General features: G+C 65.2%; 17 protein-coding genes and 3 pseudogenes. 6 read left to right on the top strand and 14 right to left on the bottom strand.

Translation table 11 applies throughout. The features are described from left to right. Positions 1 to 6: 6 nt before the first annotated feature. The 7 genes from AUC68_RS00200 to AUC68_RS00170 form a co-directional block, all read right to left on the bottom strand. Positions 7 to 918, bottom strand: coding sequence for a PhzF family phenazine biosynthesis protein (locus AUC68_RS00200; RefSeq protein ID WP_083240241.1), 912 nt, complete (start codon positions 916 to 918; stop codon positions 7 to 9). Beyond that, positions 915 to 1,772 (bottom strand): N-carbamoylputrescine amidase, encoded by an 858-nt coding sequence (gene aguB, locus AUC68_RS00195; RefSeq protein ID WP_069435807.1) that lies wholly within the window; start codon positions 1,770 to 1,772, stop codon positions 915 to 917. The genes AUC68_RS00200 and aguB overlap by 4 nt, the downstream gene beginning before the upstream one ends. 76 nt (positions 1,773 to 1,848) lie before the next feature. After that, positions 1,849 to 2,904 (bottom strand): agmatine deiminase family protein, encoded by a 1,056-nt coding sequence (locus AUC68_RS00190; RefSeq protein WP_069435806.1) that lies wholly within the window; start codon positions 2,902 to 2,904, stop codon positions 1,849 to 1,851. 248 nt (positions 2,905 to 3,152) lie between these two features. Beyond that, positions 3,153 to 3,365, bottom strand: coding sequence for a hypothetical protein (locus AUC68_RS00185; RefSeq protein WP_069435868.1), 213 nt, complete (start codon positions 3,363 to 3,365; stop codon positions 3,153 to 3,155). Between the two features lie 227 nt (positions 3,366 to 3,592). Beyond that, positions 3,593 to 4,546: an NAD-dependent epimerase/dehydratase family protein gene (locus AUC68_RS00180; RefSeq protein ID WP_069435805.1), complete on the bottom strand. Its 954-nt coding sequence runs from the start codon at positions 4,544 to 4,546 to the stop codon at positions 3,593 to 3,595. A 144-nt stretch (positions 4,547 to 4,690) separates the two neighbouring features. Further along, positions 4,691 to 5,659: a SphA family protein gene (locus AUC68_RS00175; protein WP_069435804.1), complete on the bottom strand. Its 969-nt coding sequence runs from the start codon at positions 5,657 to 5,659 to the stop codon at positions 4,691 to 4,693. A 175-nt stretch (positions 5,660 to 5,834) separates the two neighbouring features. Then, a complete protein-coding gene (locus tag AUC68_RS00170; protein ID WP_069435803.1) occupies positions 5,835 to 6,527 on the bottom strand; it encodes a Crp/Fnr family transcriptional regulator in 693 nt (230 codons plus the stop codon). A gap of 180 nt (positions 6,528 to 6,707) precedes the next feature. Between AUC68_RS00170 and AUC68_RS00165 the strand changes: the two are divergent. From AUC68_RS00165 to AUC68_RS00145, 5 genes and pseudogenes are all read left to right on the top strand, one after another. Beyond that, positions 6,708 to 8,377: pseudogene (locus AUC68_RS00165) on the top strand (arylsulfatase). 101 nt (positions 8,378 to 8,478) lie between these two features. Next, entirely contained in the window at positions 8,479 to 9,519 is a 1,041-nt protein-coding gene (locus tag AUC68_RS00160; RefSeq protein ID WP_069435802.1) for an HAD family hydrolase, read from the top strand. Between the two features lie 14 nt (positions 9,520 to 9,533). Further along, a complete protein-coding gene (locus tag AUC68_RS00155) occupies positions 9,534 to 9,926 on the top strand; it encodes a hypothetical protein (protein WP_069435801.1) in 393 nt (130 codons plus the stop codon). A 170-nt stretch (positions 9,927 to 10,096) separates the two neighbouring features. Beyond that, entirely contained in the window at positions 10,097 to 11,266 is a 1,170-nt protein-coding gene (locus tag AUC68_RS00150; protein ID WP_069435800.1) for a patatin-like phospholipase family protein, read from the top strand. A gap of 122 nt (positions 11,267 to 11,388) precedes the next feature. Further along, complete coding sequence (locus AUC68_RS00145) at positions 11,389 to 12,414, top strand: class I fructose-bisphosphate aldolase (RefSeq protein ID WP_069435799.1); 1,026 nt, start codon at positions 11,389 to 11,391, stop codon at positions 12,412 to 12,414. Positions 12,415 to 12,595: 181 nt separating this feature from the next. Here the strand turns inward: AUC68_RS00145 and AUC68_RS00140 are convergent, their stop codons facing one another. The 4 genes from AUC68_RS00140 to AUC68_RS00125 form a co-directional block, all read right to left on the bottom strand. Further along, entirely contained in the window at positions 12,596 to 15,271 is a 2,676-nt protein-coding gene (locus AUC68_RS00140; protein WP_244500310.1) for an HAD-IC family P-type ATPase, read from the bottom strand. A 183-nt stretch (positions 15,272 to 15,454) separates the two neighbouring features. Further along, on the bottom strand, positions 15,455 to 16,702 hold the full coding sequence (locus AUC68_RS00135) for an ABC-type transport auxiliary lipoprotein family protein (protein ID WP_069435798.1): 1,248 nt from the start codon (positions 16,700 to 16,702) through the stop codon (positions 15,455 to 15,457). Between the two features lie 31 nt (positions 16,703 to 16,733). Beyond that, a complete protein-coding gene (locus AUC68_RS00130) occupies positions 16,734 to 17,513 on the bottom strand; it encodes an ABC transporter ATP-binding protein (protein WP_069435797.1) in 780 nt (259 codons plus the stop codon). Between the two features lie 7 nt (positions 17,514 to 17,520). Beyond that, complete coding sequence (locus tag AUC68_RS00125) at positions 17,521 to 18,669, bottom strand: ABC transporter permease (RefSeq protein WP_069435796.1); 1,149 nt, start codon at positions 18,667 to 18,669, stop codon at positions 17,521 to 17,523. Positions 18,670 to 19,534: 865 nt separating this feature from the next. Between AUC68_RS00125 and AUC68_RS00115 the strand changes: the two genes are divergently transcribed. Then, the gene (locus AUC68_RS00115; protein ID WP_069435794.1) at positions 19,535 to 19,843 is read left to right on the top strand and encodes an Rdx family protein; all 309 of its coding nucleotides are present in this window, start codon (positions 19,535 to 19,537) and stop codon (positions 19,841 to 19,843) included. A gap of 55 nt (positions 19,844 to 19,898) precedes the next feature. Here AUC68_RS00115 and malQ read toward each other — a convergent pair. From malQ to glgX, 3 genes and pseudogenes are all read right to left on the bottom strand, one after another. Then, a pseudogene (gene malQ / locus AUC68_RS17260) lies at positions 19,899 to 21,577 on the bottom strand (4-alpha-glucanotransferase). A 157-nt stretch (positions 21,578 to 21,734) separates the two neighbouring features. After that, a complete protein-coding gene (gene treZ, locus AUC68_RS00105) occupies positions 21,735 to 23,543 on the bottom strand; it encodes a malto-oligosyltrehalose trehalohydrolase (RefSeq protein ID WP_083240238.1) in 1,809 nt (602 codons plus the stop codon). 97 nt (positions 23,544 to 23,640) lie between these two features. Further along, positions 23,641 to 25,614 (bottom strand): annotated as a pseudogene (glgX, locus tag AUC68_RS00100) (glycogen debranching protein GlgX); the annotation flags it as partial. Between the last annotated feature and the right edge of the window lie 35 nt (positions 25,615 to 25,649).

The raw sequence follows: 25,649 nt of genomic DNA, 5'->3' as shown, positions 1-25,649 counted from the left end.
GCGCGATCAACGGAGCGTCAGCGTACCGCTCATCACCGGGATACACCGCCCGCCCACCTGGGTCGCTGTGACGACGCCATTGCGCTTCGCCGCCATGGCCTGGAGAAGGCTCGGACGCCCCATGTCGACGCCTTGCCCGATACGGGCTTTCAGGACCAAGTCCGGCTTGCTGTTAAGATGCGCCAAAAGGCCGATCAGCGCCACATTTCCGGCGCCCGTCGCCGGGTCTTCGGGCACGCCCAGCAGCGGCGCGAACATCCGGGCCTGGATGGGCGGGTCGCTCTGAGGCTCGCGCACATACAGGAACAGACCGCTCGCCAGGTCGGGCGGAAGGTGCTGGAAGAACGCATCGCGGTTCGGGGCCGCCGCCGAGAGGGATGCGCGGTCCCTCAGCTGGGCGAAGACGAACGGCATGCCGGCACTCGCGATCAACGGAAGATGCCGGCTCTGTTCGATGCTATGCGTCGGCAGGCCGCAAAGGGCCGAGACCGATGCCGGGCGCGAGGCCCGAGCCGACGCTGAGCGGTTTCGGCGCCGCGACCTGGGCCCCTTCGATCCCCGCGCTGTTCCGCAACACGTTGACCGTGACCAAGCCGCCCGCTCTTCGAAGATCAGCCTGTCGTTCGCCAAGGGACGTCCCCGGCGTTCCGCTTCCGTGGCCAGCACATAGGCGGTGCCCACATTGGGGTGGCCCGCGAACGGCAATTCCGCGCGCGGCGTGAAGATGCGGACCCGCGCCGCGTTCGCGGGGTCCTGGGGCCGTTGCACGAAGGTGGTCTCCGACAGATTGAATTCCGAGGCGAGCCCCTGCATTTGCTCCGTGGTCAGCCCATCCGCGCCATGGACGACCGCAAGCGGGTTGCCGCCGAACTGCTGCTCGGCGAAGACATCGACGGTGTTGAATCGAAGCAGGGTCATGTCAGCGCGGGTCCATAGAGGTCGGTGCGGCGGTCCCGGAAGAACCCCCAATCGGCACGATAGGCGGCGATGTCGTCGAGGTCGAAGCGCGCCGTCAGCACGCCTTCGGTTTCGTCTCCGAGACCGGCGACGATCGCGCCCGTATGGTCCGCGGCGAAGGAGTGTCCGTAATAGCGTTGGCGCGTGCCGTCATTGTCTTCCTCGCCGACGCGGTTCGTGGCGACGACAGGGACCGCATTGGCGACGGCGTGGCCCTGCATCACCCGCCGCCAGCGCTCATGGGTGTCGAGCGCGGCGTCATAGGGTTCCGAGCCGATGGCCGATGGATAGAGAAGGATCTCCGCGCCCTCGAGCACCATGGCCCGCGCCGCTTCCGGGTACCATTGATCCCAGCAGATCCCGACGCCGAGCGTGCCGTGCTTCGTGCGCCAGGCTTTGAATCCGGTGTCGCCCGGACGGAAATAGTATTTCTCCTGGTAGCCCGGACCGTCGGGGATATGGCTCTTGCGGTAGACGCCCAGGATCGCACCGTCCGCGTCGGCCACGGCGACGCTGTTGAAATAATGCGGGCCGTCCTTCTCGAAGAAGGAGATCGGAATGACGATGCCCAGCGCCTTCGCGAGTGCGCTGAGAGAACGAACGCAAGGGTGCTCGTCCGCGCGATGCGCCGTCGCGAACCATTTCGGATCCTGGCGCGTGGGGAAATAGATGCTCTGGAACAGTTCCGGCGGCAGGACCACCTGCGCGCCCCGGCCTGCGGCCTCGCGGATCAGCGCTTCGATCCGTTCGAGGTTCGCGGCCATGTCGTGACCGAAGGCGGCCTGGACCGCCGCAACCGTCAATTCGCGCGCCATGGACTGTCCTGGTTGTTCCGGCCTGACGTGGTCTTCACAGATTGGTTTTCACAGATTGGTACTCACCGATTGGCTCTCACCGAGATCCGAGGCTTCCCCGAGCGAAGACGGGTTCCTCACGGGTGATGCAATGGAAGGCGCCGCCTCCGGCGTCTCCGGCACCTAGCAGGCCCGAGGCGGGAAGCCCGACGACTTTGCGGTCCGCAAACACCGCTTGCAAGCACGCGAGCGCGTCCGATTGCGTATTTGTGCCGAAGACCGGCACCACCACAACGCCGTTCGCGATGACAAAGTTAAGGTGCGAGGCCGGGGCGATCTCGCCCAGCGCGTTGAGGACGCGCCCGGGACTTGGCACCTGGACGATCTCGATCGGCCGCCCTTGCGCGTCGGTCGCGCCTTCGAGCGCGCGCGCGGCAGCCTCCAGCACGGCGGCATTGGGGTCGTCCGGTCCGGCCGGCCGTTGGCAGACGATGCGGGCGGGCCCCACGAACCGTGCGATATTGTCGACGTGACCGTCCGTATGGTCGCCCGCGAGCCCGTCGTCGATCCACAGAATCTTTTTGGCGCCCAAGGCGGCGCCGAGCGCGGCTTCCGCATCTCCTTGCGACCAGCCGTTCCGGTTCGCGTTTAGCAGCGTCTGCCGTGTGGTGACGATCGTACCCGCGCCGTCGTGGTCGATGGCGCCGCCTTCGAGAACGAAATCCGCCCTGCGCGCAGGCACGCCCGCAAGCCGTGCGATCTCGCGACCGACGGTCTCATCGCCCGGCAGCGCGAACTTGCCGCCCCAGCCATTGGTGCGGAAGCACAGCGCAACGGGGCCGGTCGGGCCGGCCGCGAAGAGGGGCCCCGTATCCCGGAGCCAAATATCCCCGTAGGAGGCCGCCACGATGTCGGCGACGTCACCCAGCGCATCTTGCGCCGAGTTGAGCGCTTCGTGGCCATTGGCGAGAACGCGGACGCGATTGTCCGGTGCCAGCGTACGCACGAGCGCGGCAACGTCGCGGCGCGGGGCCTCGAGGTCGCCGTTCCATTCCTCATGCGAAGCCGGCCAGGCCGTCCATAGGGCGTGCTGCGGCGCCTCGGCGACAAGGCGCGCATCGGGCACAAGGCTCACGTCGGGCAGGAGGCTCATATGGGGCACGGGTCTATCGGTCGTGGAGGGTGGCGGCGGTGGCCGGAGACAAGGAGCGCAGGAAGGATGGCGTCAGCGTGCGACCGAACAGGCAGGCGCCGCCGCGCGCAGGAGCGATGTTAAGGACAAGAAATTCGGTTCGGCAAGGACGCAGTTCCACAGATGCAGGGTCAGCGCGGCGGCTGAACTCCGGCGCAGAGGCGTTCGCGCGCGCCAAGGAGCCCGTTCGAATGTCCTTTTCTCGAAACCTAGGCCGAAGCCACCCACACGCCGGCAACGTAACCGAACGCCACTGCGTCGGGATTCTTTTGCGCGGCCGCCAACAGCTGCTCTTCCGCGTCGACCTTGAGGCGATAACCGCCAAGCCGTTGCGCCTCGCGAACACCCTTATGGTCGTCTTTGCAGTAGCCGCTCAGCAGAATGACCTGCTTGCCGCGAACGACAATCTTCGGGAGTGCCATACCCGCCTCCAAATGCGCCATCCTCGAGATGCGCCCCGCTCGTTCAAGCGTCGGAGACGGTTCATGCTCTCAGACAGCAATTCTACAACAGCGACCCCCACGTCAGCCTTATTGGACTATAGGGGCAGAATGCGACATTGGTAAGACGCATAACACGAAAAGTACTTAAAAATCCGTGTGTTGCGCGGTGCAACATCGACGCGGTGCAGCATGGGCGTAGCGCTTGATCAGTCAGGCATTTGCCGGGCGAGCGCGGCCAGTCCCTGTTGCGTTGCAACAGGGGGCGCCCAGTCCAGCGCCCGCAAGGCGGCCGGATCGGCGATGAGGGAGTCGAACAGCGCGGCGGTCTCGACAGGCGCCCCGACGGCTCTCAGCGCGGCCTTGAGCATGGGCGGGGGCACGTAGAACAGACCGGCCCGCCGTCCGAGCCCCTGGCGCAAGGCGCGGACGATCTCGGCGATCGTGACGGGGGCGGGATCGGCCACGATAAAGGGCCGGTTGAGCGGTGCGGGCGCGGCCAGAACCCGATCCACGGCCTCCACCAGATTGTCGAGACCGAGAAGCGAATGGCGGGCTTTCAGTCCGGCCAGCGGCAGCGGGTAGGGCGCGCGGGCCAGTTTCAGGAGCTTGGCCACATTGCCGCCCACGCCCGGGCCGTAGACCAGGGCCAGCCGCAAGGCGGCCCAGTCGAGGCCCGTCTCGGCGAGGCCTCTTTCCGCTTCGAGCTTGGAGCGTCCGTAGGCGTCGGTCGGCCGTGGCTCCTGATCTTCGGTCAGGACGCCGGACGCGGCCGGTCCCGACTGGGCGCGGATCGACGACAGGAAGAGGAACCGCTTCACGCGGGCGCGCTTCGCCGCCTTCGCGAACTGGACCGTCGCCTCAGTATTGAACAGGCGGTAGTCGTCTTCGGGGAGGCCGGTCATGGCGCGGGGAATGCCGGCCGAGTGGATCACGGCATCGACGTCCGCGAGGGCCTCGGACATGTTGTAGGGCTTGGTGATGTCGCCGATGAGGACGCTGGCGCACGACTCCGGCATCATGGTGGGACGCCGCAGCAAGACCCGCACCCGGTAGCCCCGCGCGGTGAGACCCTGCAACAGATGCCGGCCGATGAAACCCGTCGCGCCGGTGAGCGCCACCAGCGGTCTCCGGTCCGGTTGCTGTCCTCGCGCTCCGGTCATGCCGTTCCACGGTTCCCGGCGGGCGGGCGCCCGCTTCCGATGGCAGAGTTCACAACCACAATTGGGCCAGAGCAAGCCCTGGGACGGAAGAGGCGGGGCGGAACGAGGGGAGGCCGGCGGTCCGGGAGGCCGGACGCGGACTAATCAGAACTTGAAGCTGATCGCCGCATCGAAGGTCTCGCCTTCGAATGCGTTCTTGGCGTCAAACTCCTTGTAGTACTTCAAGATCACGGTCAGGGCCTTGGTCGGATCGGCGCTGGTGGTGAAAGTCGCGATGGGCCCGAGGCCATAGATCTCCGACTCGAACGACCCCAGGCGCGCCCCAGCGCCGCTGTCGCCGGTCACCTGGACCATGCCGTAGCCCACGACGCCCAAACCCAATGGGCCGAAATTCTTGGTGATCGACCCTTCGAAATTGACGAGGTCACCGGTGGTGTAGTTCGTCGCGGTGTTCTCCGTGTTCCAGGTGTAGAGCACGGCGCCCGTCGCCTGCCAGCCGGTCTGCGGATCGAAATAGGTGGCGGCGAAACGCGGCATGAAGGACCAGTGATTGAGGCTCGTGTTCGCGAGCTGGCGGGTGCTGTAGTCCCCGGTCGGCGCGAGGACGAACATGGCGACGTTCCAGTGGAAATTGCCCTCGTCCCAACCGAGGATCGCCGGCGCGAACACGGTGTCGCCCAAGTCCAGATTGGTGTCGCCCCGGTTCACGGTGAAGCCGCCGAACGTGTTGCCGCGCGGTCCCGTGAAGGTGGGAATCCCCAGGCCGAGGCCGACGTCCATGGTGACGACTGTCGGTGTGACGTTGACGGCGAAGGTGCCGCCGAGGGGTTTCCACGGGGTCACATAGGTCAGAGAGGCGACGGTGGCGGTGAAGTCCTGATCGACGCCCAAGTTGACCAGCCCGTTGAAGATCGTCGCGCCGGCGCTGCCGCTATAGGTGTAGGCGTCGGCGCGGAAATAGAAGCCCGGGACGGACGGGATGACCCCCCCGAAGATATCCGTGTAGCCCTTGAGCCACGGGCTGGCGCCGAACTCGGCGCTTTGCGCCGCACCCGGCACGGACATGGCGGCCATCAGCGCCAACCCGCCCGCAACGAGACTCCGCTTTGCCATTTCCCCCGCCTCCGAACGATGCTTCCCCGTTGTTTTGGCGTCAGTCTAGCGCCCCCGCGCCGTGCGTCACCATGGCATTTTGCGACAGCATCACCGACCGCGTGCGGGCGTGCAAATTTGCAACAGCCTGTGCCCCCAATAATACGCGCTATGGGCCCGCGGAACGACCGCGCCGTCAACAACCGGTGAGTTTCCGGAGGCCCTTTGGGTCGATGAGTTTGACCCGGCCATAGCCTTGCTCCACGAGTCCGGCGTTCGCCAACCGTCCAATCGTCCGCCGCAAGGTCGGCAGGGAGACCGCCAAGAGTTGCGCCAGTTCGGGCTGGGAGATCTGAATCCAGCCATCGGCCTTGGGATGGGCGGCCGCTTCGAGGAGCAGCCGGTCGGCCACGCGCTTGTCGACGGAGACGATCGCCAGGTTTGCGATGATGTCGAGCGCAGTCCTGAAGTTCTCGTATGTCAGGACGTAGAAGTCCGTATGCAGCCTCGGATCTTCCCGCAAGAGTCGCTTGATCCCCTGGGGCTGGAGCTGAACCATCGTTGTCGGTTCGGCGGCATGGATCGAGACGAGCCGGGGTGCGCTGGCAAAGAATGCGAGGTCGCCGGCCCAAAAGCCCGAACCGGCGTGGTGGGCAATGTAGTCCTCGCCGTCGTTCCTGGGAAAAGCGATCTTGATCGACCCATCCACGAGACCGAAGACGCCGTTCGGAACCTGGCCGGTCAAATAGATTGGTTGACGGGTGTCGAAAGTCCGAAGCCTGGCTATGCCCGCCAGCTTCTTCTGCGTTTCCTTGCTGCGTTCGGAATACCAGCCGTGCGCTTGCAAAACACGAAGGGCGCCGTCCAGGTCCCAAGGGGCCTTCTTCATGGAGGAATCTCGTCAGGTGAGCAGGTTTTGATTGGGCGAGCAGAGTACCATCCGGTTATTCTCTTCGCGAGAGGAGGCGTTCCGTACGGTTCTTTTCACGGTCCGGACGTCGCCTGCGGCCCTTCTCTTCGCGTCTCCAGACTTCGCACAACGTGTATCAAAGCAAGAAGGAGTGCTAGCATGAGTCTCGGCTTACATAAGCAGCTATGGGGCTTGGCGCTTGGCGCGCTGGTGGCCTGCGGGGGCGTTGCCCACGCGCAGGATACCCAGAGCAGTTCCGGCGGGGAGGAAAAGAAGCCCAATATTCTTTTGATTGTTTCAGACGATACGGGTTGGGGCGATCTCGGGCCCTATCTCGGCGGTGCGGCGCGCGGCATGCCGACGCCGAATTTCGACAAGCTTGCCGAGGAAGGCATGGTCTTCACCAACTTCTACGGCCAGCCGAGTTGCACGCCGGGCCGGGCCGCGATCCAGACCGGACGCATCCCCAACCGCTCAGGCATGACTACCGTGGCCTTCCAGGGTCAGGGCGGCGGCCTCCCGCACGCCGAGTGGACCTTGGCGTCGGTGCTGAAGAAGGCCGACTACAACACCTACTTCACCGGCAAATGGCATCTGGGCGAAGCGGACTATGCACTGCCGAACGCCCAAGGCTACGACGTGATGAAATACGTCTTCCTCTACCATCTCAACGCCTACACCTACCCCGATCCCAAATGGTTTCCGGCCATGAGCCCGAAGCTGCGTGAGATGTTCCAGAAGGTGACCAAGGGTGCGTTGTCCGGCAAAGCCGGCGAACCGGCAAAAGAAGATTGGAAGGTCAACGGCGAGTACGTCAACACGCCGGAGAAGGGCGTGGTCGGCATCCCCTATCTCGATGAGTATGTCGAGAACGCCGCGCTCGAGTTCCTCGACGAAGCGGCGAAGTCCGACAAGCCGTTCTTCATCAATGTCAACTTCATGAAGAACCACCAGCCGAACATGCCGGCGCCGGAGTTCGAGCATAAGTCGATCTCGAAATCGAAATACGCGACTCCGTCGTGGAGCTCGATGCGCGTGTGGGCAACGTCCTCAAGAAGCTCGACGATCTCGGTCTCGCCGACAACACGATCGTCTTCTACACCGTGGACAACGGCGCCTGGCAGGATGTCTACCCCGATGCCGGTTATACGCCGTTCCGGAGCACGAAGGGCACCGATCGCGAAGGCGGTAGCCGCGTTCCCACCATGGTGCGTTGGCCCGGACATGTGAAGCCCGGTTCCAAGAGCGACGATATTGCTGGCGGGCTCGACCTCATGGCCACCTTCGCCTCGGTTGCCGGCGTGGATCTGCCGAAAGAAGACCGGGACGGCCAGCCGATGATCTTCGACAGCTACGACATGACGCCTATCTGGGAAGGTACCGGGAAATCGGAGCGTAACTGGTGGTTCTACTTCACCGAGGACGAGCTCTCGCCCGGAGCCGTGCGGCTCAACCAGTTCAAGTACGTGTTCAATCTCCGTGGCGACGATGGCGCACACACCGGCGGCCTGGCCGTGGACACGAATCTCGGCTGGAAGGGCGCCAGCAAGTATATCGCGACGGTGCCGCAGGTGTTCGACCTTCTGGCCGACCCTCAAGAGCGCTACGACATCTTCATGACGACGTTCACCGAGAGCACCTGGGCGGTCGTTCCGGCCAACGAGACGGTGGCGAAGCTCATGAAGACCTACGTGAAGTACCCGCCGCGTAAGCTTCAGAGCGAGACCTATACCGGTCCGATCACCATCTCGAAGTATCAGCGCTTCGAGTCCATTCGCAAAGAACTGGAGAAGCAGGGCTTCAGCATCGGAATGCCGACGGGCAATTAGGCTGCGAACGGCGAGGCTCCGGCTAACGAGGCTTCGAACAATAGGCTATAAGAGGGGCGGTCCGGCGACGGGCCGCCCTTTTTGCGACCGGAGTAGCGTCAATGTTCAACACTGTCCGCTTGGCGACGCTCGCGGCCCTGCTTGCCGTCCTGATCGCGCCGTCCCCTCTGCGCGCCGACGACGAGGCCGATCCGTTGCCGTCCTGGAACGAAGGCGGGGTCAAGGCGGCCATCCTCGACTATGTCGCGCGCGTGACGACCGAGGGGAGCCCGGATTTCGTGCCGGCAGCCGACCGCATCGCCACGTTCGACAATGACGGCACGCTCTGGGTCGAGAAGCCGCTCTATACGCAATTCGTCTTCGTCATCGACCGGGTGAAGGCGGTGTCGAACCAGCACCCGGAATGGAAGAACAAGGAGCCGTTCAAGTCCGCAATCGACGGCAACACGGAGAAGCTCCTGACCTATGGCGAGAAGGGCGCCATGGCGCTCGTGACCGCGACCCATAGCGGCATGACGACGGTCGAATTCAACGACATCGTGTCGAACTGGCTGAAAACGGCCAAGCATCCGCGCTTCAAGCGTCTTTACACCGACCTCACCTACAAGCCGATGATCGAGCTGCTGGAGTACTTGCGTGCCAACGGTTTCACGACGTTCATCGTCTCCGGCGGGGGCACCGCCTTCATGCGCGCCTACACCGAGCCGTGCTACGGCGTCCCGCCTTGGCAGGTCGTCGGGTCGGCCGGGGAGACCGAGTTCCGCTATTGGGATTCGAGCCCGACGCTGGTGAAACTGCCGGACCTGCTGTTCTTCGACGATGGGCCGGGCAAAGCCGAAGGCATCAACACTATATCGGGCGGCCAGCCGGTCTTCGCCTTCGGCAACTCCATCGGCGACAAGGAAATGCTCGAGTGGACGGCGAACTGCAAAGGCCTGTGCTTCATGGGCCTCGTGCATCATGACGATGCGGCGCGCGAGTATGCGTACGGGCCGGAGTCCGACGTGGGGCGATTCCCGGTCGAACTCATGGAGCATGCCTTGGCGAACGGATGGAACGTCGTCAGCATGAGGGACGACTGGAACCAGATCTTTTCCTGGGGCGAGGCGGAGACGCCGGGCGCCGAAGCCGGACCGCAATAGGAGGGGCAAACTCGATGGTGCCGCTGCTCGTTCTCGTCTCCGGATGCATCGAACTTGCGTTCGGCGTGTCGGCGATCCTGATGCCGGCCATGGTCGTCGCGGGCGTCGGCGGGGCCGAGGCCGATTTGGCGAGCCTGTCGCTGATCCGGTTGCTCGGCGTCGCAACCTTCGCGCTCGGCGTGGGGGCCTTGCTGGGGCGGAATTGGGCGGCCGCGAGCGGCGATCATGCCATGGCCTACGGGCTCGGTTCCTACGCAGCGATTTCGCTCGCCGTCTACAACATTCTCGCCGCGCCCGCGCTGCTTTTCGGCGCGCTGCAGACGGGCAGCCAAGGCCTTTGGGCCGGTGGTCTGCTCCATGGCGTGATCGGGTTGCTGTTCCTCTATGCCTTGGCGAGGCGCCGCTGACGGGCGTCCGCGCTTGCCCCCGTGGAACTGTCCACTAGCAAAGCCCGCCTGCACTGCTGTAAGTTGCCGGCGGGTAAAGGAAAGCCGGGTCCGTTGGCCGCGTTTCCGGGGGGAAAGACTTGGGGACATCACGTATTGCGTTTGCCGCCCGGCCATTGGGGCGCGCTCTTATGCTTCTGACGGTTGCATCCGTGCTTGTGGGCTGCGCCGTCGCGGGCGCCCGCAATGCCGTTCCGGTCGCGCTTGAGAGCGACGCAAACGTGGCCGGGATGGGGCCCGAGACCATCCGCTTTTGGGGCGATGAACTTCCTCCCAACGCGGCCGCTTATCAGGCGAAGCGCGCATCCCAACTGGCTCGGAGCCGTCCGGAATTGCGCGGCGGCGGGGGCCGGCCGGTGCTGAATTCCTTGGCGCTGTCCGGCGGAGGCCCTTATGGAGCCTATGGTGCGGGTCTCCTGGCGGGTTGGACGGCGGCCGGCACGCGGCCCAAGTTCGATGTGGTGACCGGCGTCTCCACCGGCGCGCTGAGCGCGCCGTTCGCCTTTCTCGGGCCGAGATACGACCACGCACTGAAACAGGTCTTCACCCATTCCCACACCAACGACATCGCCATCATGCGCCCGGTCAAGGGCTTGCTCGGCGGCAGTTCGCTCTCCAGCAATGCGCCGCTAGCCAAGTTGATCGCACACTATGTGACGCCGTCCTTTCTCGCCGAGGTGGCGGCGGAACATCGCAAGGGCCGCAGATTGCTGATCGGCACGACCAACCTCGATGCGGGGCGCCCGGTCATCTGGGATATGGGCGAAATCGCCGCGAGCGGCCGTCCGGGGTCCGTCGAGCTCTTCCGTAATGTGCTGCTGGCCTCGGCCGCCATTCCGGCCGCGTTCCCGCCGAGCTTCATCAAGGTCACCGCCGAGGGATACAGCTTCGAGGAGATGCACGTGGATGGCGGGGCGACGCGGTCGGTCTTTCTCGCGCCCACCCAACTGACATTGGGAGGGATGGACCGCGATCTTGGCGCCACGCCCATCCGGCGCTTCTACGTGATCCTGAACGGCTACTCGGCGCCCCATTACAAGGCGGTGAAGCCGCATACGCTCGACATCGCCGGCCGGGCGGTTACGACCCTGCTCACAAACCAGGGTGTGGGAGATCTCTACCGGCTGTACGAGTTTTGTCGCCGCAACGGTGTTGCCTACAACCTGGCCTATATTCCCGAGGACGTTCCGGATACGAGCACCCAGGCCTTCGATCCGGTGTTCATGTCCCATCTCTACGATGTCGGCTACCAGATGGCCCGGCGCGGCTATCCCTGGCAGCACCAGCCACCCGGACTGTAGCCGTGCGACCGGCGGGCATAGGTCCGCCGAAGTTCCAATTCGTGGCTTGTAACGCACGCGCGAGCATGGCTTATGGGCGTCAAAACTGGGCTGAAATTTTTGCGTGATAGGGAGAATACGACATGGACCTCGCGGCCTTGAACAAAGTCGCCACCGCCATGACCCAGCCGGGCAAGGGGCTCCTTGCGGCGGACGAATCGAGCGGCACGATCAAGAAGCGGTTCGATGCGATCGGCGTTGAATCGACGGAAGAAAACCGGCGCGACTACCGCGAATTCCTGTTCCGGACCGAGCCTGCCATGAAGGACCGGATTTCGGGCGTCATCCTGTTCGACGAGACCATCCGCCAGAAGGCCGCCGACGGTACGCCGCTGGTGAAGGTCATCGAGGCGGCCGGGTCCATTCCGGGGATCAAGGTGGACAAGGGCGCCAAGCCGCTTGCCTTCTGCCCGGGCGAGACCATCACCGAAGGCCTCGACGGCCTGCGCGACCGCCTGATCGAGTACCGGGAGCTTGGCGCCAAGTTCTGCAAATGGCGCGCCGTGATCGATATCGGCGCCGGCATCCCCAGCCACGACGCCATCAACGCCAACGCCCATGCGCTCGCCCGCTACGCCGCGCTCTGCCAGGAACAGCAACTCGTGCCGATCGTGGAGCCTGAAGTCCTGATGGACGGCGACCACACGATCGACCGCTGCGAGGGCGTCACCATGTGGACGCTGAAGACCGTGTTCATGGAGCTGTACTACGCTAAGGTCCAGCTCGAAGGCATGGTGCTAAAGCCCAACATGGTCCTGCCGGGCAAGAAATGCGCGACGCAGGTCTCCGACGAGGAGATCGCCGAGACGACCGTGCGCGTCTTGAAGGATTGCGTGCCGGCGTCCGTGCCAGGGATCGCGTTCCTCTCGGGTGGCCAGGACGATGTGGAGGCTACGGCGCGCTTGGACGCCATGAACCGCATCGGCGGGTTCCCCTGGCATCTCAGCTTCTCTTACGGGCGGGCGCTGCAGCACGCACCGCAGGTCGCCTGGTCGGGCAAGGCGGACAACGTGGCGGCGGCGCAGGCGGCGTTCTCTCATCGTGCCGAAATGAACGGCCTTGCCACTCTCGGCGAATGGACGGCCGATATCGAGAAGAAGGCCGCCTAGGCCGGGCGCACGAGATACCGCAGAGACGAAAAGGGCGGGGGCTGGGCTCCCGCCCTTTGTCTTGCAGGCTCGGCCGAACCCGTTCGCGTTGCCTTGCCCGTGTGGGACCTGGAGCCTTAGCGGCTTGCGCGACCGCGCCGTGCGAAGAAGTGGAAAATGGCCTTCTCCAGCTCCACGATGATCAGAGCGCCGCGCCGATCCCGACGATTAGCAGCCCGTCCAGTGGCGCGATGGGCTCGGTCGCGAACACGGCTTGCAGCGGCGGCAGGTAGGTGAAGGCAAACTGCGCGACCACGGTGATCGCGACACCGGCCAGCACGGCCGGTGTGCCCAACACGCCCTGCCATGTGAGCGAAGCGCCGTGGACGTAGCGCACGCTGAACAGATAGGCCATCTCCATCACCACGATGGTGTTGACCACCATGGTGCGCGCTACCCCGACGCTCAGGCCGCGTTCGATTGCATAGTAGAAGATGCCGAAGGCGCCCAGTACAAAGAGGAGCGAGACGAACAGCGTTCGCCACACGAGCGTTCCCGAGAGCAGCGACTCGCCGGCTTTGCGCGGCGGACGGGTCATCGTGCCCGGTTCCGTGGGCTCGAAGACGAGGGTGAGGCCGAGCGCCACCACCGTGACCATGTTGATCCACAGGATCTGGATGGCGGTCATCGGCAGGGTGAGGCCGAAGGCGATGGCAGCAATCAGCGCGGCGCCTTCGCCACCATTGGTGGGTAGTGTCCAAGCGATGACTTTGCGGAGATTGTCGTAGACCGTGCGGCCCTCGCGCACGGCCGCGACGATGGACGCGAAATTGTCGTCGGCCAGGACGATCTCCGCCGCCTCCTTGGCTGCGTCCGTGCCCTTCCGGCCCATGGCTACGCCCACGTCGGCCCGCTTCAAGGCGGGCGCGTCGTTGACGCCGTCGCCGGTCATGGCGGTCACGGCCTGCTCCTCCTGCAGGGCCTTGACGAGGCGGAGCTTGTGCGAGGGGGTGGTGCGGGCGAACACCGTGGTCGTGCGAACCCAGTCCGGAAGGCCAACGTCGTCGATATCGTCGAGCTGGTTTCCCGTGAGGGTTTGCGGCTCGGGTGCCAGCGCGAGCTCTCGGGCGATGGCCGTCGCCGTGGCGGCATGGTCCCCGGTGATCATCTTCACGTCGATGCCGGCGGCGCGGCACTCCTGGATCGCCGGGAGGACTTCCTCGCGGGGCGGGTCGATGAAGCCGACCAAGCCGATAAGGGTCGCGCCGGTAGTCACATCGGTGACGTTCAAGTCCTGCTGCCCCGCGGGCAGGTGCTTCATGGCCAGGGCCAGCATGCGCTGGCCTTGGTGGGCGAGGGAATTGGTCCGCGCGTGCCAGAGCCCGGCATCCAGCGCGTCGGGCTCGGGCCCGATCTGCCGGTCGCACATATCCAAGATCTGTTCCGGCGCGCCCTTGATGTAGGCGACGCTGCCCCCGTCTTCGTGGCCGTGATGGAGCGTGGCCATGAAGCGATGCTCGGTATCGAAGGGAATCTCGTCGGTCCGCGGCAATTGCTTGCGCAGGAGCGCGGGATCGAAACCGGCTTTCATGCCGAAACAGACCAGCGCCCCCTCCATCGGGTCGCCGTGGACGGTCCATTCTTCGCCGCTGTGGCGCAGTTCGGCGTCATTGCACAGGATGGCCGCGCGCGCCGCCTCAATAAGTGCGGTGCGACTGCCGGGATCGACGGGCACGTCGCCCGCGCTGAAGCCGCCATGCGGCCGGTACCCGGCGCCCGATACCTCGATCAGGCCATCGGCGGTCTGCACGCTCCGCACCGTCATCTCATTGCGGGTGAGCGTGCCAGTCTTGTCCGAACAGATCACCGACACCGAGCCGAGCGTTTCCACGGCCGGCAGCCTGCGAATGATGGCGTTCCGGGCCGCCATGCGCTGAACCCCGATGGCCAGCGCGACGGTCATGACGGCGGGCAGTCCTTCGGGGATCGCCGAGACGGCAAGGCCGATCACGACCATGAACGCCTCCTGCCAGGGGTAGTCGCGCACATAGACCGCGAACAGGAAAACCGCCGCGCAGCCGGTGAGGATCACCACGGTGAGCAGGCGGGCGAAGTGGTCCATCTGCCGTAGGAGCGGCGTGGTGAGCTTCTGCACCGTGCCCACAAGTGCGCTGATGCGGCCGAGCTCGGTTTGAGGTCCCGTGGCGACGGCGACGCCCGTCGCCGTGCCGTTGGTGACGAACGTGCCGGAGAACGCCATGGAGGTTCGATCCGCGAGCGCCGCCTCGGGGGGGACCGAGTCGATACGCTTGTCGACGGGCAGGGATTCGCCGGTCAGCGCGGCCTCGTCGATGCGAAGATTGCGGGCGCGCACGAGGCGCAGGTCCGCCGGCACGCGGGTCCCCGGTTCCAGCAAGACGAGATCGCCCGGCACGATGTCCTCGGCCGCAATATTCAGGCGCTCCCCGTCGCGAATGACGGCTGCACGGGGATCGATCATGCCGCGGATGGCTTCGAGCGCGCGTTCCGCCCGCCCTTCCTGGATGAAACCGATAATCGCGTTGAGGATGACCACGGCGACGATGACCGCCGCATCCACCAGATTGCCGATCACCGCGGCCAGCACAGCGGCGGCAAGCAGCACGTAGATCAGAAGATTGTGGACCTGCAGCAGAAAGCGCATGAGGGCGCTGCGCTGCCGGATATCCGGAAGGCGGTTGGGTCCGCATCGCTCCCGCCGGGTGCTTGCTTCGCCGACGCTCAGGCCGTGTCGAAGGTCGACATCCTGCTCGGCCAGGACTTCGCCGGCGCTCAGCGCGAAGGGCGCGCGCGCCTCGGGCGGTGGCGGATCGTCGCGTTGTGCCGGAACTCGTGCCAATGGTCCTATCAGCTTTTCCGGGAGTCGATCTCGTTGAGGGCTGTTTCGTACCCAAGGTCGTCGTACGGAGCGGTGCGGTGCGGTATGGCTTACCCCGTGGCGACGCGCCCAATCAATCCTACCGTGCCGGGCCCGCGTTGACTCAGATCATGAGTCCGCGCGTCCTGCGACTTTAACGCCATCTTACTGCGCGGTTTCGTCCTGCTCCAGCGGCACGCCCATGTCGTCGAAGTCGGCGGGCGGGGGCGGCATGTCCGCATCGTCCGGCGGGGGCGGTATGTCCGCACCGTCTGGGGGCGCCTGCTCCGCCGCGTTGGCGAGGGTGTTCGTGGTCCAGTCGAGAATGTCGCGCGACGCGGTCTCGAAGGCCGCGCGCATGGCATCGACATAGTCGCTCGGCTCGCTCCCTTGAGCCGGGGCCGTCGCCTCGAACTTCCTGGACTCGATGACGCTTCCGTCCGGCCCCTGAAGCTTCGCCAGAATAACGATGGTGGCCTTCGGGTCGCCGTTCGTGGAGACGTCGAAGCGCCGGATATCGATGGTGAGCTGGTCGCTCTCCGGGAAGTCGCCGAGGGTGCGGCTGACATGGCTGGCATAGCCGGCGTTCTCGAAGGTCTCGATCAGTTTGGCCTGGACCAGGATGGGCAGGCTGTCGCTCCAGCGCGGGCCTTCCAGCGCAAGACTTTGATCGGGCGCCGGACGCGTCATGATCTTGTCGGTGTTGAACGCCAGCAGCGTGCTCGGCTCGGGAACGGTGAGCTTCCAGGCCGGCGGGGTCTCCGGCGGCGCCGGCAGGTCTTGGGCGGGCTTGAGCGAGTAGCGGAGGTCGGTGTCCTTGCCGCCGCCCGTCATGCGTTCGATGCCCTTGAGGATGCCGTCGACCTTATCCGAGTTCCGGGCCAGGGCATCGGTGAAGACCTCGATGTTCTCGATCGCCTCTTTGAGCGGCACCTTGTTCTCGTCCAGGATCTCCTCGACCTGTTGAAACGCGTCTCTCGCGCTTTGGGTCCAATCGCGGCCCACGCTGGGCGGCGCGACCAATGTTGCGACGCCGCCGTCCGCAGGCAGAGGGTCGTTGGATTGGCCGCCGGTCAGGGTCACGGCGACACCGCCGGTCAAGCCCTGCTGCTCCACATTCACATGCGTGTCCTCGCGGATGGGCGTGTTCTTCATAACCGAGATCGTCGCCAGAACTTGCTGGGGCTGGGCGGGATTGAGGCTGACGCTGGTCACGTCGCCCACGCGGATGCCGTTGAAGAGAACCGCCGAACCCACGTAGAGGCCCGGGACCGCGCTTTCGAACTGGATGCGATAGGTCTCGCGTTCGCCGAAGCCGCCTTTGTTCTCCAGCCAGTAGACGAAGCCGAAGCCCGCGCCGATGACGGCGAGGATGAAAAATCCGATCAGGGCGTAACGGGCACGGGTTTCCATCGATCAGCGTCCTTTTCGTTCGGTCACGCGTCTACTGCGTCAGTTCACGGTCGGCAAGGCTGCTGCCCCGCTTCCCTTGGAAATACATCTTCACCCAGGGGTGCTGCGATTCGAGCATGACGGAGATCGTGCCTTCGGCGGCGACCTTTCCGTCGGCGAGAACCGCGATCCGGTCGCACGCGTTGTAGAGACTTTCAAGGTCGTGGGTCACCATGAAGACGGTAATCTCCAAGGTCTGCTGCAGCGTGCGGATCAGTTCGTCGAAGTCGCCGGCCGAAATCGGGTCGAGGCCCGACGTGGGCTCGTCGAGAAACACGATCTCCGGGTCGAGCGCGAGGGCGCGCGCGAGCGCCACGCGCTTGGTCATGCCGCCCGACAGTTCCGATGGGAACTTTTCGCCGTCGCGCGGCGAAAGGCCGACCAACTCGAGTTTGGCGTAGGCCATTTCGTCCATGAGGCGCTGGGAGATATCGAGGTTCTCGCGCATGGGGAACTGAACGTTCTGTTTCACCGTCAGCGAGGAGAAGAGGGCGCCTTGCTGGAACAGAACGCCCCAGCGCCGCTCCAAGGCGCGCCGCTCGTTCTCGTCCACCCGGTCGAGGTCCTTGCCCAGCACCTCGATGGAGCCTTCCCGCCGGGGGATGAGCCCGATAATGGTGCGCAGCAGGACCGACTTGCCCGCGCCCGAGGCACCGACCACGCCGAGAATCTCCGACGGGCGTACGTCCATGTCCAGATGATCGAGGACGGTCTGGGTGCCGAACCCCACGACGAGGTCGCGCACTTTGATGACCGGCGGTGTCTCGCTCATGTGCGGATCACATTCCAATCGAGGCGAAGAAGATCGCGAACAGGCCGTCCAGCACGATCACCATGAAGATCGACTCCACCACGGACTTGGTCGTCTGGATGCCGAGGGATTCGGCGCTGCCTTTCACGCGCAGGCCCTCGGCGCAGGCCACGAGGCCGATCACCAGCCCCATGAACGGCGCCTTGATCATGCCGACCTTGAAATGGGTGAGCGAGATCGCATCCGTCAGCCGTGCGATATAGATGTCGGGGCTCATCCCGCCATAGAGCCAGGCCACGATGCCGCCGCCATAGAGCGCCGCCATGGAACCCAAGAACGTCAGGGCGGGAAGCGCGAGCACGAGAACGATGATGCGCGGCAGGACGAGCACCTCGACGGGGTCGAAGCCCATTGTCCGCAGCGCGTCGATTTCCTCGCGCATCTTCATTGAGCCGAGTTCGGCGGTGTACGAACTGCCGGAGCGTCCCGCCACCATGATGGCCACGATCAGCACACCGATCTCGCGCAGCACGAGGATGCCGACAAGATCGACGGCGTAGAGTTCGGCGCCGAATTTCCGGAAATGAAAGATGCCCTGCTGGGCGAGAATGGCACCGATCAGGAAGGTAATCAGCGCGATGATGGGGACGGCCTGCAATGCGACCCGGTCGAACTGGTGAACCGTCGAGGTGAGCCGGTATTCGCTGGGACGGACCAGGACCCGGGCCGCGGCGAGGCCCGTTTCGCCGAGCATTTGCGCGAAGGTGTGGAAGCTTCCGGCAAAGCCCGTCGTTCCGCGTCCGATCGCGGCGAGAACCGACACGATGGGGTTGTGACGCGGGGCCGGCGGCGGCGGCTCGCGGTTGACCCCATGCATCTCCTCGACGAGGTCGGCGCCGTGCTGGGGCAAGCCCACGACGACCGCGTCGCGGCCCGCACCGGTCCATTGACGGGTCAGGCGCTCGAGCAGCCAGGCGCCGAACGTGTCGAGTTCGCGCACGCCGCCCATGTCGATGGACACGTCCGTGGTCTTGGTGGATTTCGCGCCGGACGGCCCCCCGGCGACCCGGTCGATCTCGGTCTCAAGCTCGCCCGCGTACGGGGCCGTCCAAGACCCGCCGGCCACCAGTTCCAGCCGGTCGCCCACCAGTTTTTGGGTCAGTAACGCCTCGCCCATTGCCGTCTGCTCCTCGTCCCCCGGTTCGCGCCGCCCAACCTACCGCCCGAGAGGCCCGTAAGAAGGGCCCCGGAACGCAGTACACTATAGGGAAATGCGGAAGGCGAGGGCGGCCAATCAGCCGCTGCGGCTGAGCGCCATTGAAACGCCCCGCAGCGATGTGCCCGTCGTCGAGATCGAGACGCTCTGCCGGGACTCGTGTAGTTGACCGTCATGCTTCCGTTGACCGTGCCGGAAATCCGAATGCTCAGCCGGCTCGGTGTGACGGAGCCGGAGGCGCGTCCCTGGGCGTTGAACGTGCGCTCTTCCCAACTGCCCGAGAGCTTGCCGCCGCTCACGCTGAGGTTGCTTCGGATGTGCACTTGGGAACTCGGAGAGTTGCAGATAACGGCCAGCCTCAGACTGGAGCCGCCGCCTGTGTAGTACGCGTTGCAGCTGAGGCGTTCCGTCCCGGAGGTATATCTGGCCGTGCCGCTGCCGCGCCAGGACCCGATGAGTCCGTCGACCGCGCTGGCCGAGGCCACCTCGAAGGTGTGAACATGAAGACGCCCGCAATGACAGCGGTGGCGAGCAGAACGGGGGCAGCTTTGCGAATCAGAGTTATCATGGGGTCGATCTTCCCGCAGTTTTGACGTCTGAAGCAAGTCAGGATGGTGTTACCTGGTGATGGCTGACGCACGGCCGGTGCCGTCCGAAACGGGTTTCATGGAACAGTGATGTTGCGCGCAGGTGACATCCCCTCCGGAAACACCTTCGAACGGTGAACCGATCGCCAGCATGCTCCAATAGGAATGGGGCTGGAATCGGTCGCGCTGCCCAGTCTACAGTCTCCCGCGGCAGTTGGCATCACCTTGGAGCCCGCAGAATGGTCGCGCCTCGTCCCAATATTGCCATAACCTATTGCCGGCTCTGCAATTGGATGCTCCGGGCCGCATGGATGGGGCAGGAGCTTCTCTCCACATTCGCCGAGGAGGCGGGCTCGCTCACGCTGATTCCCGACGACACCGGCGGTGTTTTCGAGGTGCGAATCGACGGAACGCTGATCTGGTCCCGAAGCCAGCAGGGCCGGTTTCCGGAGATCACCGAACTGAAGCAGATCGTACGTGACCGGATCGCCCCGGCCCACGATCTCGGCCATGCGGACAATCGTCCGGAGGGGCCGGACGAGACGTAACTGCCTGTAGTCGTTGGCTTCAAGCCGCTTTCGGGGGCGTGTCCGCGGGCGCGGGCTATGTTTTCGGCCGCTCGATGGCCACGGCGTCAGCAACCGCGCGCAGCAGAGGCTGGTCGTTCAAGGTCTCGATCGGGACTGCGATCTTGCGCCGCCAATTGGGGTGCTCGTCGACAGTGCCGGGCAGGTTGGCCTGTTCCACGGTGCCCAGCGCATCGTCGAGTTGCACCGCGAGCAGGCGGCACGGGGTCGCGGCCAGGAAGCGGTGCACGGCCACGATGACATTGTCCGGCATTTCGGCGGCCCCTGCATAGGCGGGATCGGGGGGCAGCGCTTGCGCGCCCATCAGCGCGTCTAACAGCCGCTTGCGATCCCGCTCGCGATCCTGCCGTTGAAGCACGGCTTCGGTTTCGGTGGCGCGGCCGCACTTGACGCGCCAGTTGATGTCGCCGCAGACCCACCAACCACGAAGTGTGGGCAGGTCATGGGTGGAGGCGCAGACCATGGCCTCACGCCGATAAGCATGGGGCGCGCGCCAGACGTCATCTTCTTCGCTGAAATAGAATACCTGGTAGCTCAACAGCCCCGCGCGGACCATCGTGTCCGTGAAGCCCGGTGGGACGGTGCCCAGGTCCTCGCCGATGACGACGGTCTGGGAAATCCAGGATTCGGCGGCGACGCCCTCCAGGAGTTCGCGGAAAGGATAGGCGACATAGGCGCCATCCACGGCGGTATTGCCCTCGGGAATCCAGTAGAGCCGTTGCAATCCCATCGCGTGGTCGATGCGCAGCGCGCCCGCATGCTGCATGTTCGCGCGCAGCACCGCCTTGAAGGGCTCCAGGCGCGCCTCGGCGAGCCCCACCGGAGAGAAGGGCACAAGGCCCCAATCCTGGCCCTGTGTGCTGAACGGATCCGGCGGACAGCCGATCCGGGCCGAGCGCGCGATCTCCGAGCCGTTCTGCCAACAGACCGACCCGTCCGGCGAGATGCCGACCGCGAGGTCGAGATAGAGGCCGATACGCATGCCGGCCGCGCGGGCGCGCGCTGTGCGTCCGCCAATTGCTTCTCCGCCGTCCATTGCAGCCAGGCGTGGAAGGCGATGCGCGTCTTGGCAGCGCGGGCGAAGTCGCGCACCGCGATGTTGGTTGGATCGTGATAGTGCTCGGGCCACGTGGTCCAGGCCGCGTTGCGTCCTTGCGCGACCATGTGCTCCGACAAGGCTTCGTAGAGGGCGTGGATCTCCAGAGCCCTGCCCCGCTCGTAGCAATAATGTTCGAACACGTCCTTTGCTTCCGCGCTTCCCCCTTTCAGGAAATGGGCGAACAATTCCTCGAGCACAGGAACTTTAAGGGCGGAGACGCCGGGATAGTCGATCAGGTCGGTCTCCCGTAGGGCCTCGCATTGGACGGCGAGCGCCGGTTTCTCGATTTCGGCGAAGCCCGGGACCTGATCCGGCGCGATCAACAGAGGATTGAGGAAGCTGCGCGAGGACGGGCTGTAGGGGCTGGTGCGTTCCGGCTCGGCCAGGAACAGGGCATGCAGCGGGCTGACGCCGACGAAGTCGGCGCCGAGCGTCGCGGCATATTCGGCGAGCCGCGCCAGGTCCTCGAAATCGCCGATGCCCCAATTGCGGGCCGAGCGCAGCGCATAGGCTTGCACGGCGAAGCCCCAGGCGCGCTGTTCCACGAGGAAAGGCGGCCAGAACGCGGAGTCGGACAATCCGGCGATGTCCTCCATACGCGCCGGTTTCGGCATATCCTCTTCGCCGTCCAGCGGCACGCCCATCGCCTCGAGAACCTTGGCCTTGGTCTCGTCGGGGGTCGTGACCCAGTCGCCCTGCTCGCTGACATAGCCCTCGGCGATACCGAAGCGCTTCGCCAATTTCTCGATCGGGTCAGTCATGCGGGCTCCTGAAGGGTGAGACTGGCGACAACCGACCACGGGGGCAGGGCGCCGGCGCCGGGATCGATGCCTGGAGGGGTTGTGAAGAAGGATGTGCCACCCCCCTACGAGGGGTCGTGACAGGCGCGTCCGACAGGTTGGCGGTCAAGACCAGTGCGCTGCCGTCGTCGAGGCTCCATTGAATGCTGAAGGCGGGACCTTCGAGCATGGTCACGGCGCCCGCATGCCCGCCAAGGGACATCAGATGCGGGATGACATGGGTCTTGCGGGCCGTCAGAAGCCGCTTCACCAAGGCGCGGCGCGGGGTGTCCGCAGGCTCCAGGATGCTGCGCTCGAAGGTTGCCACCGCATTGGGATCGGGGATCGCGGCCCCCGTCGCGGCGTTTGCGTAGGACTCGTGGCTCCCGAAATCGGCGCGCCGTCCCTTGACGACGGCCTTGGCCAGCTCACCGCGAAAGTCCGTGAAGAACAGGAACGGCCGCGTCTCGCCGTACTCGTCGCCCATGAACAGCATCGGGATATGAGGCCCGAGCAGCAGCAGCGTCAGCGCTGCGTCCACGGCCTCGGGCGGTGCGAGCGAGACGAGCCTGTCGCCGTGCGCACGATTGCCGGTCTGGTCGTGGTTTTGAACGTAGTTGATGAAGACCGTCGGCGGCAGGTGTGCCGACGGCTCGCCGCGGGTCTTGTCGCCCCGAAACGCCGACACCTCGCCTTGATAGTCGTACCCTTCCGCCATGGTGCGCGCGAGGCGCGCGATGGGTTCGTCGGCGTGGTCCTGATAGTACCCGGTCTCCTCGCCGGTCAGGATCACGTGCACTGCATGGTGCCAGTCGTCGTTCCACTCCGCATCGTAGAGGCGCGGCGCCCCGCTCTCGTCGAATTGGAACAGCCGCGTCGTGTTCTCGTCGTCCTCGATGGTGAGGTGGATATGCTGGTCCGGATTCCGTTCTCGGACGACCCGCGCGATCTCGGCGAGGACTTCTTCCTCGGCCGTGTCCTTGATGTGGTCGACCGCGTCGAAGCGCAAGCCGTCGCAGCGGAACTCCTCGAGCCAATAGAGCGCGTTGTGCACGAAGAACTCGCGCACCGGCACGCGATCGAAGGCGATGGCCGCGCCCCAGGGCGTGTTCCGGTTGGCATCGAAGAAGTGGGGTGCGTAATGGTGGAGATAGTTCCCGTCCGGGCCGAAATGGTTGTAGACCACGTCCATCAGCACCATCAGCCCGCGTTCATGGCAGGCGTCCACGAGACGCTTCAGACCCTCCGGCCCGCCATAGGCGGTGTGGGGGGCATAGAGCAGGACGCCGTCATAGCCCCAGCCGCGATTGCCGCCGAACTGCGCCACCGGGAGCAGCTCGATCGCGGTGATGCCCGTGTCCACGAGACGGTCGAGGTCGCGGGCAGTGCCGTCGAAGGTCCCGTCGTGCGAGAACGTGCCGGTGTGAAGCTCGTAGATGACGGCCTCCTGCCAGGGGCGCCCCGTCCAGTCCGGGCACTGCCATGCATAGGATTTCGGGTCCACCAGCCGGCTCGGCCCGTGGACGTCGGAAACTTGCGCGCGGGCCGCGGGGTCGGGGACTCGCATCCCGTCCGTCAAGACGAACTGATAGCCGCCGCCGACGGGCACGGCATCGGTGCGCACCTCGAACCAGCCGCCGTCCGCCTTCGCCATCGGAATGGTGTTGCCCTGGTCGGTGAGCAGCGACACCGCGCCTTGCGCCGGGGCCCATAGCCGGAAGCGCGCGCCGTCCTCCACGATCTCCGTGCCCCAAGGGAGCGTATGGGCGAAGCGCGCCGTCATCGCTCGGTCCTTTCGAACAGGAGCAGCCCGCTACCGGGAATGATGGTCTTGCCCGTCGCGATCGGGACGCCTCCGGACGGATCAGAGCGTTCGCGGTGTCGCACAGGAGCTTCCAATGCAAATGGCGTTTGCCGAAATAGGGGAAGATGAAGTCGATGGGGTGGGAATCCGCATTGAAGAGCAGCAGCAGGATGTTCCCGCCCCCAGCAAAGGAGGCGCCGATGCATTTAGCGACCGGATCCTCCCAGTGTTCGGCCTGCTGCTCCTCGCCGTCCGGCTTGAACCAGGACACGTTCTTGATGCGCGGCGCGACCGGCTCGCCGTGCAGGAATTTCGACGAGCGCAGGAGCGGCAATTGCTGCCGCAACGACGACAGTCCGCGCACGAATTCCAGGAAGGCCTGGTCGCGCTCCGAGATGTTCTGCCAGTCCATCCAGGAGATTTCGTTGTCCTGGCAGAAGGCGTTGTTGTTGCCGAGCTGGGTGCGGCCGATCTCGTCGCCCATCTGCCACATGGGCGTCCCGTGGCACAGCAAGAGGCTGGCCGCCAGCGCCCGGCGGACGCGGTCGCGCTGATCGAGAATCGCGCTATCGTCGATCGGTCCCTCGACGCCCCAATTGTAGCTGCAGTTATGGGAGTGGCCGTCCTGGTTGTCTTCCAGGTTGGCCTCGTTGTGCTTCTCGCTATAGGACACGACGTCGTTCAACGTGAAGCCGTCATGGGCGGCGATGAAGTTGATGCTGGCCCAGGGCTTGCGGCCGCGGCGGTCGAAGATTTCCGCCGAGCCGGAAATCCGCCGGCCCAGTTCCGGCAGCCGGCCCATGTCGCCCTTCCAATAGGCGCGCAAACCGTCCCGCCACTGATCGTTCCATTCGGCCCACCCCGGAGAAAACGCGCCGAGCTGGTAGCCGTCCATGCCGAGGTCCCAGGGTTCGGCGATGAGTTTCGTGCGCGACAGAACGGGATCCTGGCCGATCGCGTCGAGGAACGACGAACTCGGGTCGAAGTCGCCGCCTTCGCGGGAGAGCGCCGGGGCCAGATCGAAACGGAAGCCGTCGACGCCGCATTGCTCGACCCAATAGCGCAAGGAATCCATCACGAGCTGCAGCACGCGGGGATGGCCGAGATTCATCGTGTTTCCGCAGCCGGTGGTGTCGTGATAGTGGCGCTTGTTCTCCGCGAGCACGTAGTACGATGCGTTGTCGATGCCCCGGAAGGAAAGCGTCGGGCCGAACTCGTTGCCTTCGGCGGTATGGTTGTAGACGACGTCGAGCAGGACCTCGATGCCCGCGTCGTGAAGCTGGTCGACCGTGGTCCGGAATTCGTCGATGTCCGCGCCGGGCGACACGTAGCGCTCGGCGGGCGCGAAAAACCCGATGCTGTTATAGCCCCAATAATTGCTGAGCCCGTGCTCCACGAGATGCCGGTCGTTGACCATGGCATGCACCGGCAGAAGCTCGATGGCGGTCACGCCGAGCTTCACGAGGTGTTCGATCACGGAAGGGTGGGAGAGCGCGCCGAACGTGCCGCGCACAGGCTCGGGAATGTCCGGGTGGAGCGCGGTCATGCCCTTCACATGGGCTTCGTAGATCACGGTCTCGTGCCAAGGCCGATTGAGCCGGTTCGCCAAGGGACGCTCCGTACTGCCCGTAACCACGCATTTCGGCATGAAGGGCGAGCTGTCCGTCCGGCTCTTGACGAGGTCGCCGCGTTTGGCGCCGATCTGGTAGCCGAACAGGCTGTCGTCCCATTTGAGCTGCCCCGCATAGGCCTTGGCGTAGGGGTCGAGGAGCAGCTTGTTGCGGTTGAAGCGATGGCCGTATCGGGGAACATAGGGACCGTGAACGCGATAGCCGTAGCGCTGACCGGGTGCGAGCCCGTGGACATAGCCGTGCCAGATCTCGTCGGCATACTCGGGCAGGGTGATGCGGTCCGTCTCCGTATCGCTGTCGTCGAACAGGCACAGATCGACCCGGGTCGCATGGGCCGAGAACAGCGCGAAGTTCACGCCGGTGCCGTCAAACGTCGCGCCGAGCGGATAGGGCGCACCGGGACCGAGTTTCAGCGACATTGGCGATCGTCCTCGGTCAGGCGGAAAAGACAGGA

The organism is Methyloceanibacter methanicus, from assembly GCF_001723285.1.
In the GTDB taxonomy this organism is placed as follows: Bacteria; Pseudomonadota; Alphaproteobacteria; order Rhizobiales; family Methyloligellaceae; genus Methyloceanibacter; species Methyloceanibacter methanicus.
Note: the sequence above shows the minus strand (reverse complement) of the source record. Positions and strands in the feature narration are given on the sequence as shown.

Excerpts from the sequence above, each read along its gene's own strand:
- AUC68_RS00170 (WP_069435803.1), bottom strand. The coding sequence starts at position 6,527 with ATGAAGAAGGCCCCTTGGGACCTGGACGGCGCCCTTCGTGTTTTGCAA.
- AUC68_RS00200 (WP_083240241.1), bottom strand. The coding sequence starts at position 918 with ATGACCCTGCTTCGATTCAACACCGTCGATGTCTTCGCCGAGCAGCAG.
- AUC68_RS00155 (WP_069435801.1), top strand. The coding sequence starts at position 9,534 with ATGGTGCCGCTGCTCGTTCTCGTCTCCGGATGCATCGAACTTGCGTTC.
- AUC68_RS00185 (WP_069435868.1), bottom strand. The coding sequence starts at position 3,365 with ATGGCACTCCCGAAGATTGTCGTTCGCGGCAAGCAGGTCATTCTGCTG.
- AUC68_RS00175 (WP_069435804.1), bottom strand. The coding sequence starts at position 5,659 with ATGGCAAAGCGGAGTCTCGTTGCGGGCGGGTTGGCGCTGATGGCCGCC.
- AUC68_RS00180 (WP_069435805.1), bottom strand. The coding sequence starts at position 4,546 with ATGACCGGAGCGCGAGGACAGCAACCGGACCGGAGACCGCTGGTGGCG.
- AUC68_RS00130 (WP_069435797.1), bottom strand. The coding sequence starts at position 17,513 with ATGAGCGAGACACCGCCGGTCATCAAAGTGCGCGACCTCGTCGTGGGG.
- treZ (WP_083240238.1), bottom strand. The coding sequence starts at position 23,543 with ATGACGGCGCGCTTCGCCCATACGCTCCCTTGGGGCACGGAGATCGTG.
- aguB (WP_069435807.1), bottom strand. The coding sequence starts at position 1,772 with ATGGCGCGCGAATTGACGGTTGCGGCGGTCCAGGCCGCCTTCGGTCAC.
- AUC68_RS00150 (WP_069435800.1), top strand. The coding sequence starts at position 10,097 with ATGCTTCTGACGGTTGCATCCGTGCTTGTGGGCTGCGCCGTCGCGGGC.
- AUC68_RS00145 (WP_069435799.1), top strand. The coding sequence starts at position 11,389 with ATGGACCTCGCGGCCTTGAACAAAGTCGCCACCGCCATGACCCAGCCG.
- AUC68_RS00190 (WP_069435806.1), bottom strand. The coding sequence starts at position 2,904 with ATGAGCCTCCTGCCCGACGTGAGCCTTGTGCCCGATGCGCGCCTTGTC.
- AUC68_RS00115 (WP_069435794.1), top strand. The coding sequence starts at position 19,535 with ATGGTCGCGCCTCGTCCCAATATTGCCATAACCTATTGCCGGCTCTGC.
- AUC68_RS00135 (WP_069435798.1), bottom strand. The coding sequence starts at position 16,702 with ATGGAAACCCGTGCCCGTTACGCCCTGATCGGATTTTTCATCCTCGCC.
- AUC68_RS00125 (WP_069435796.1), bottom strand. The coding sequence starts at position 18,669 with ATGGGCGAGGCGTTACTGACCCAAAAACTGGTGGGCGACCGGCTGGAA.
- AUC68_RS00160 (WP_069435802.1), top strand. The coding sequence starts at position 8,479 with ATGTTCAACACTGTCCGCTTGGCGACGCTCGCGGCCCTGCTTGCCGTC.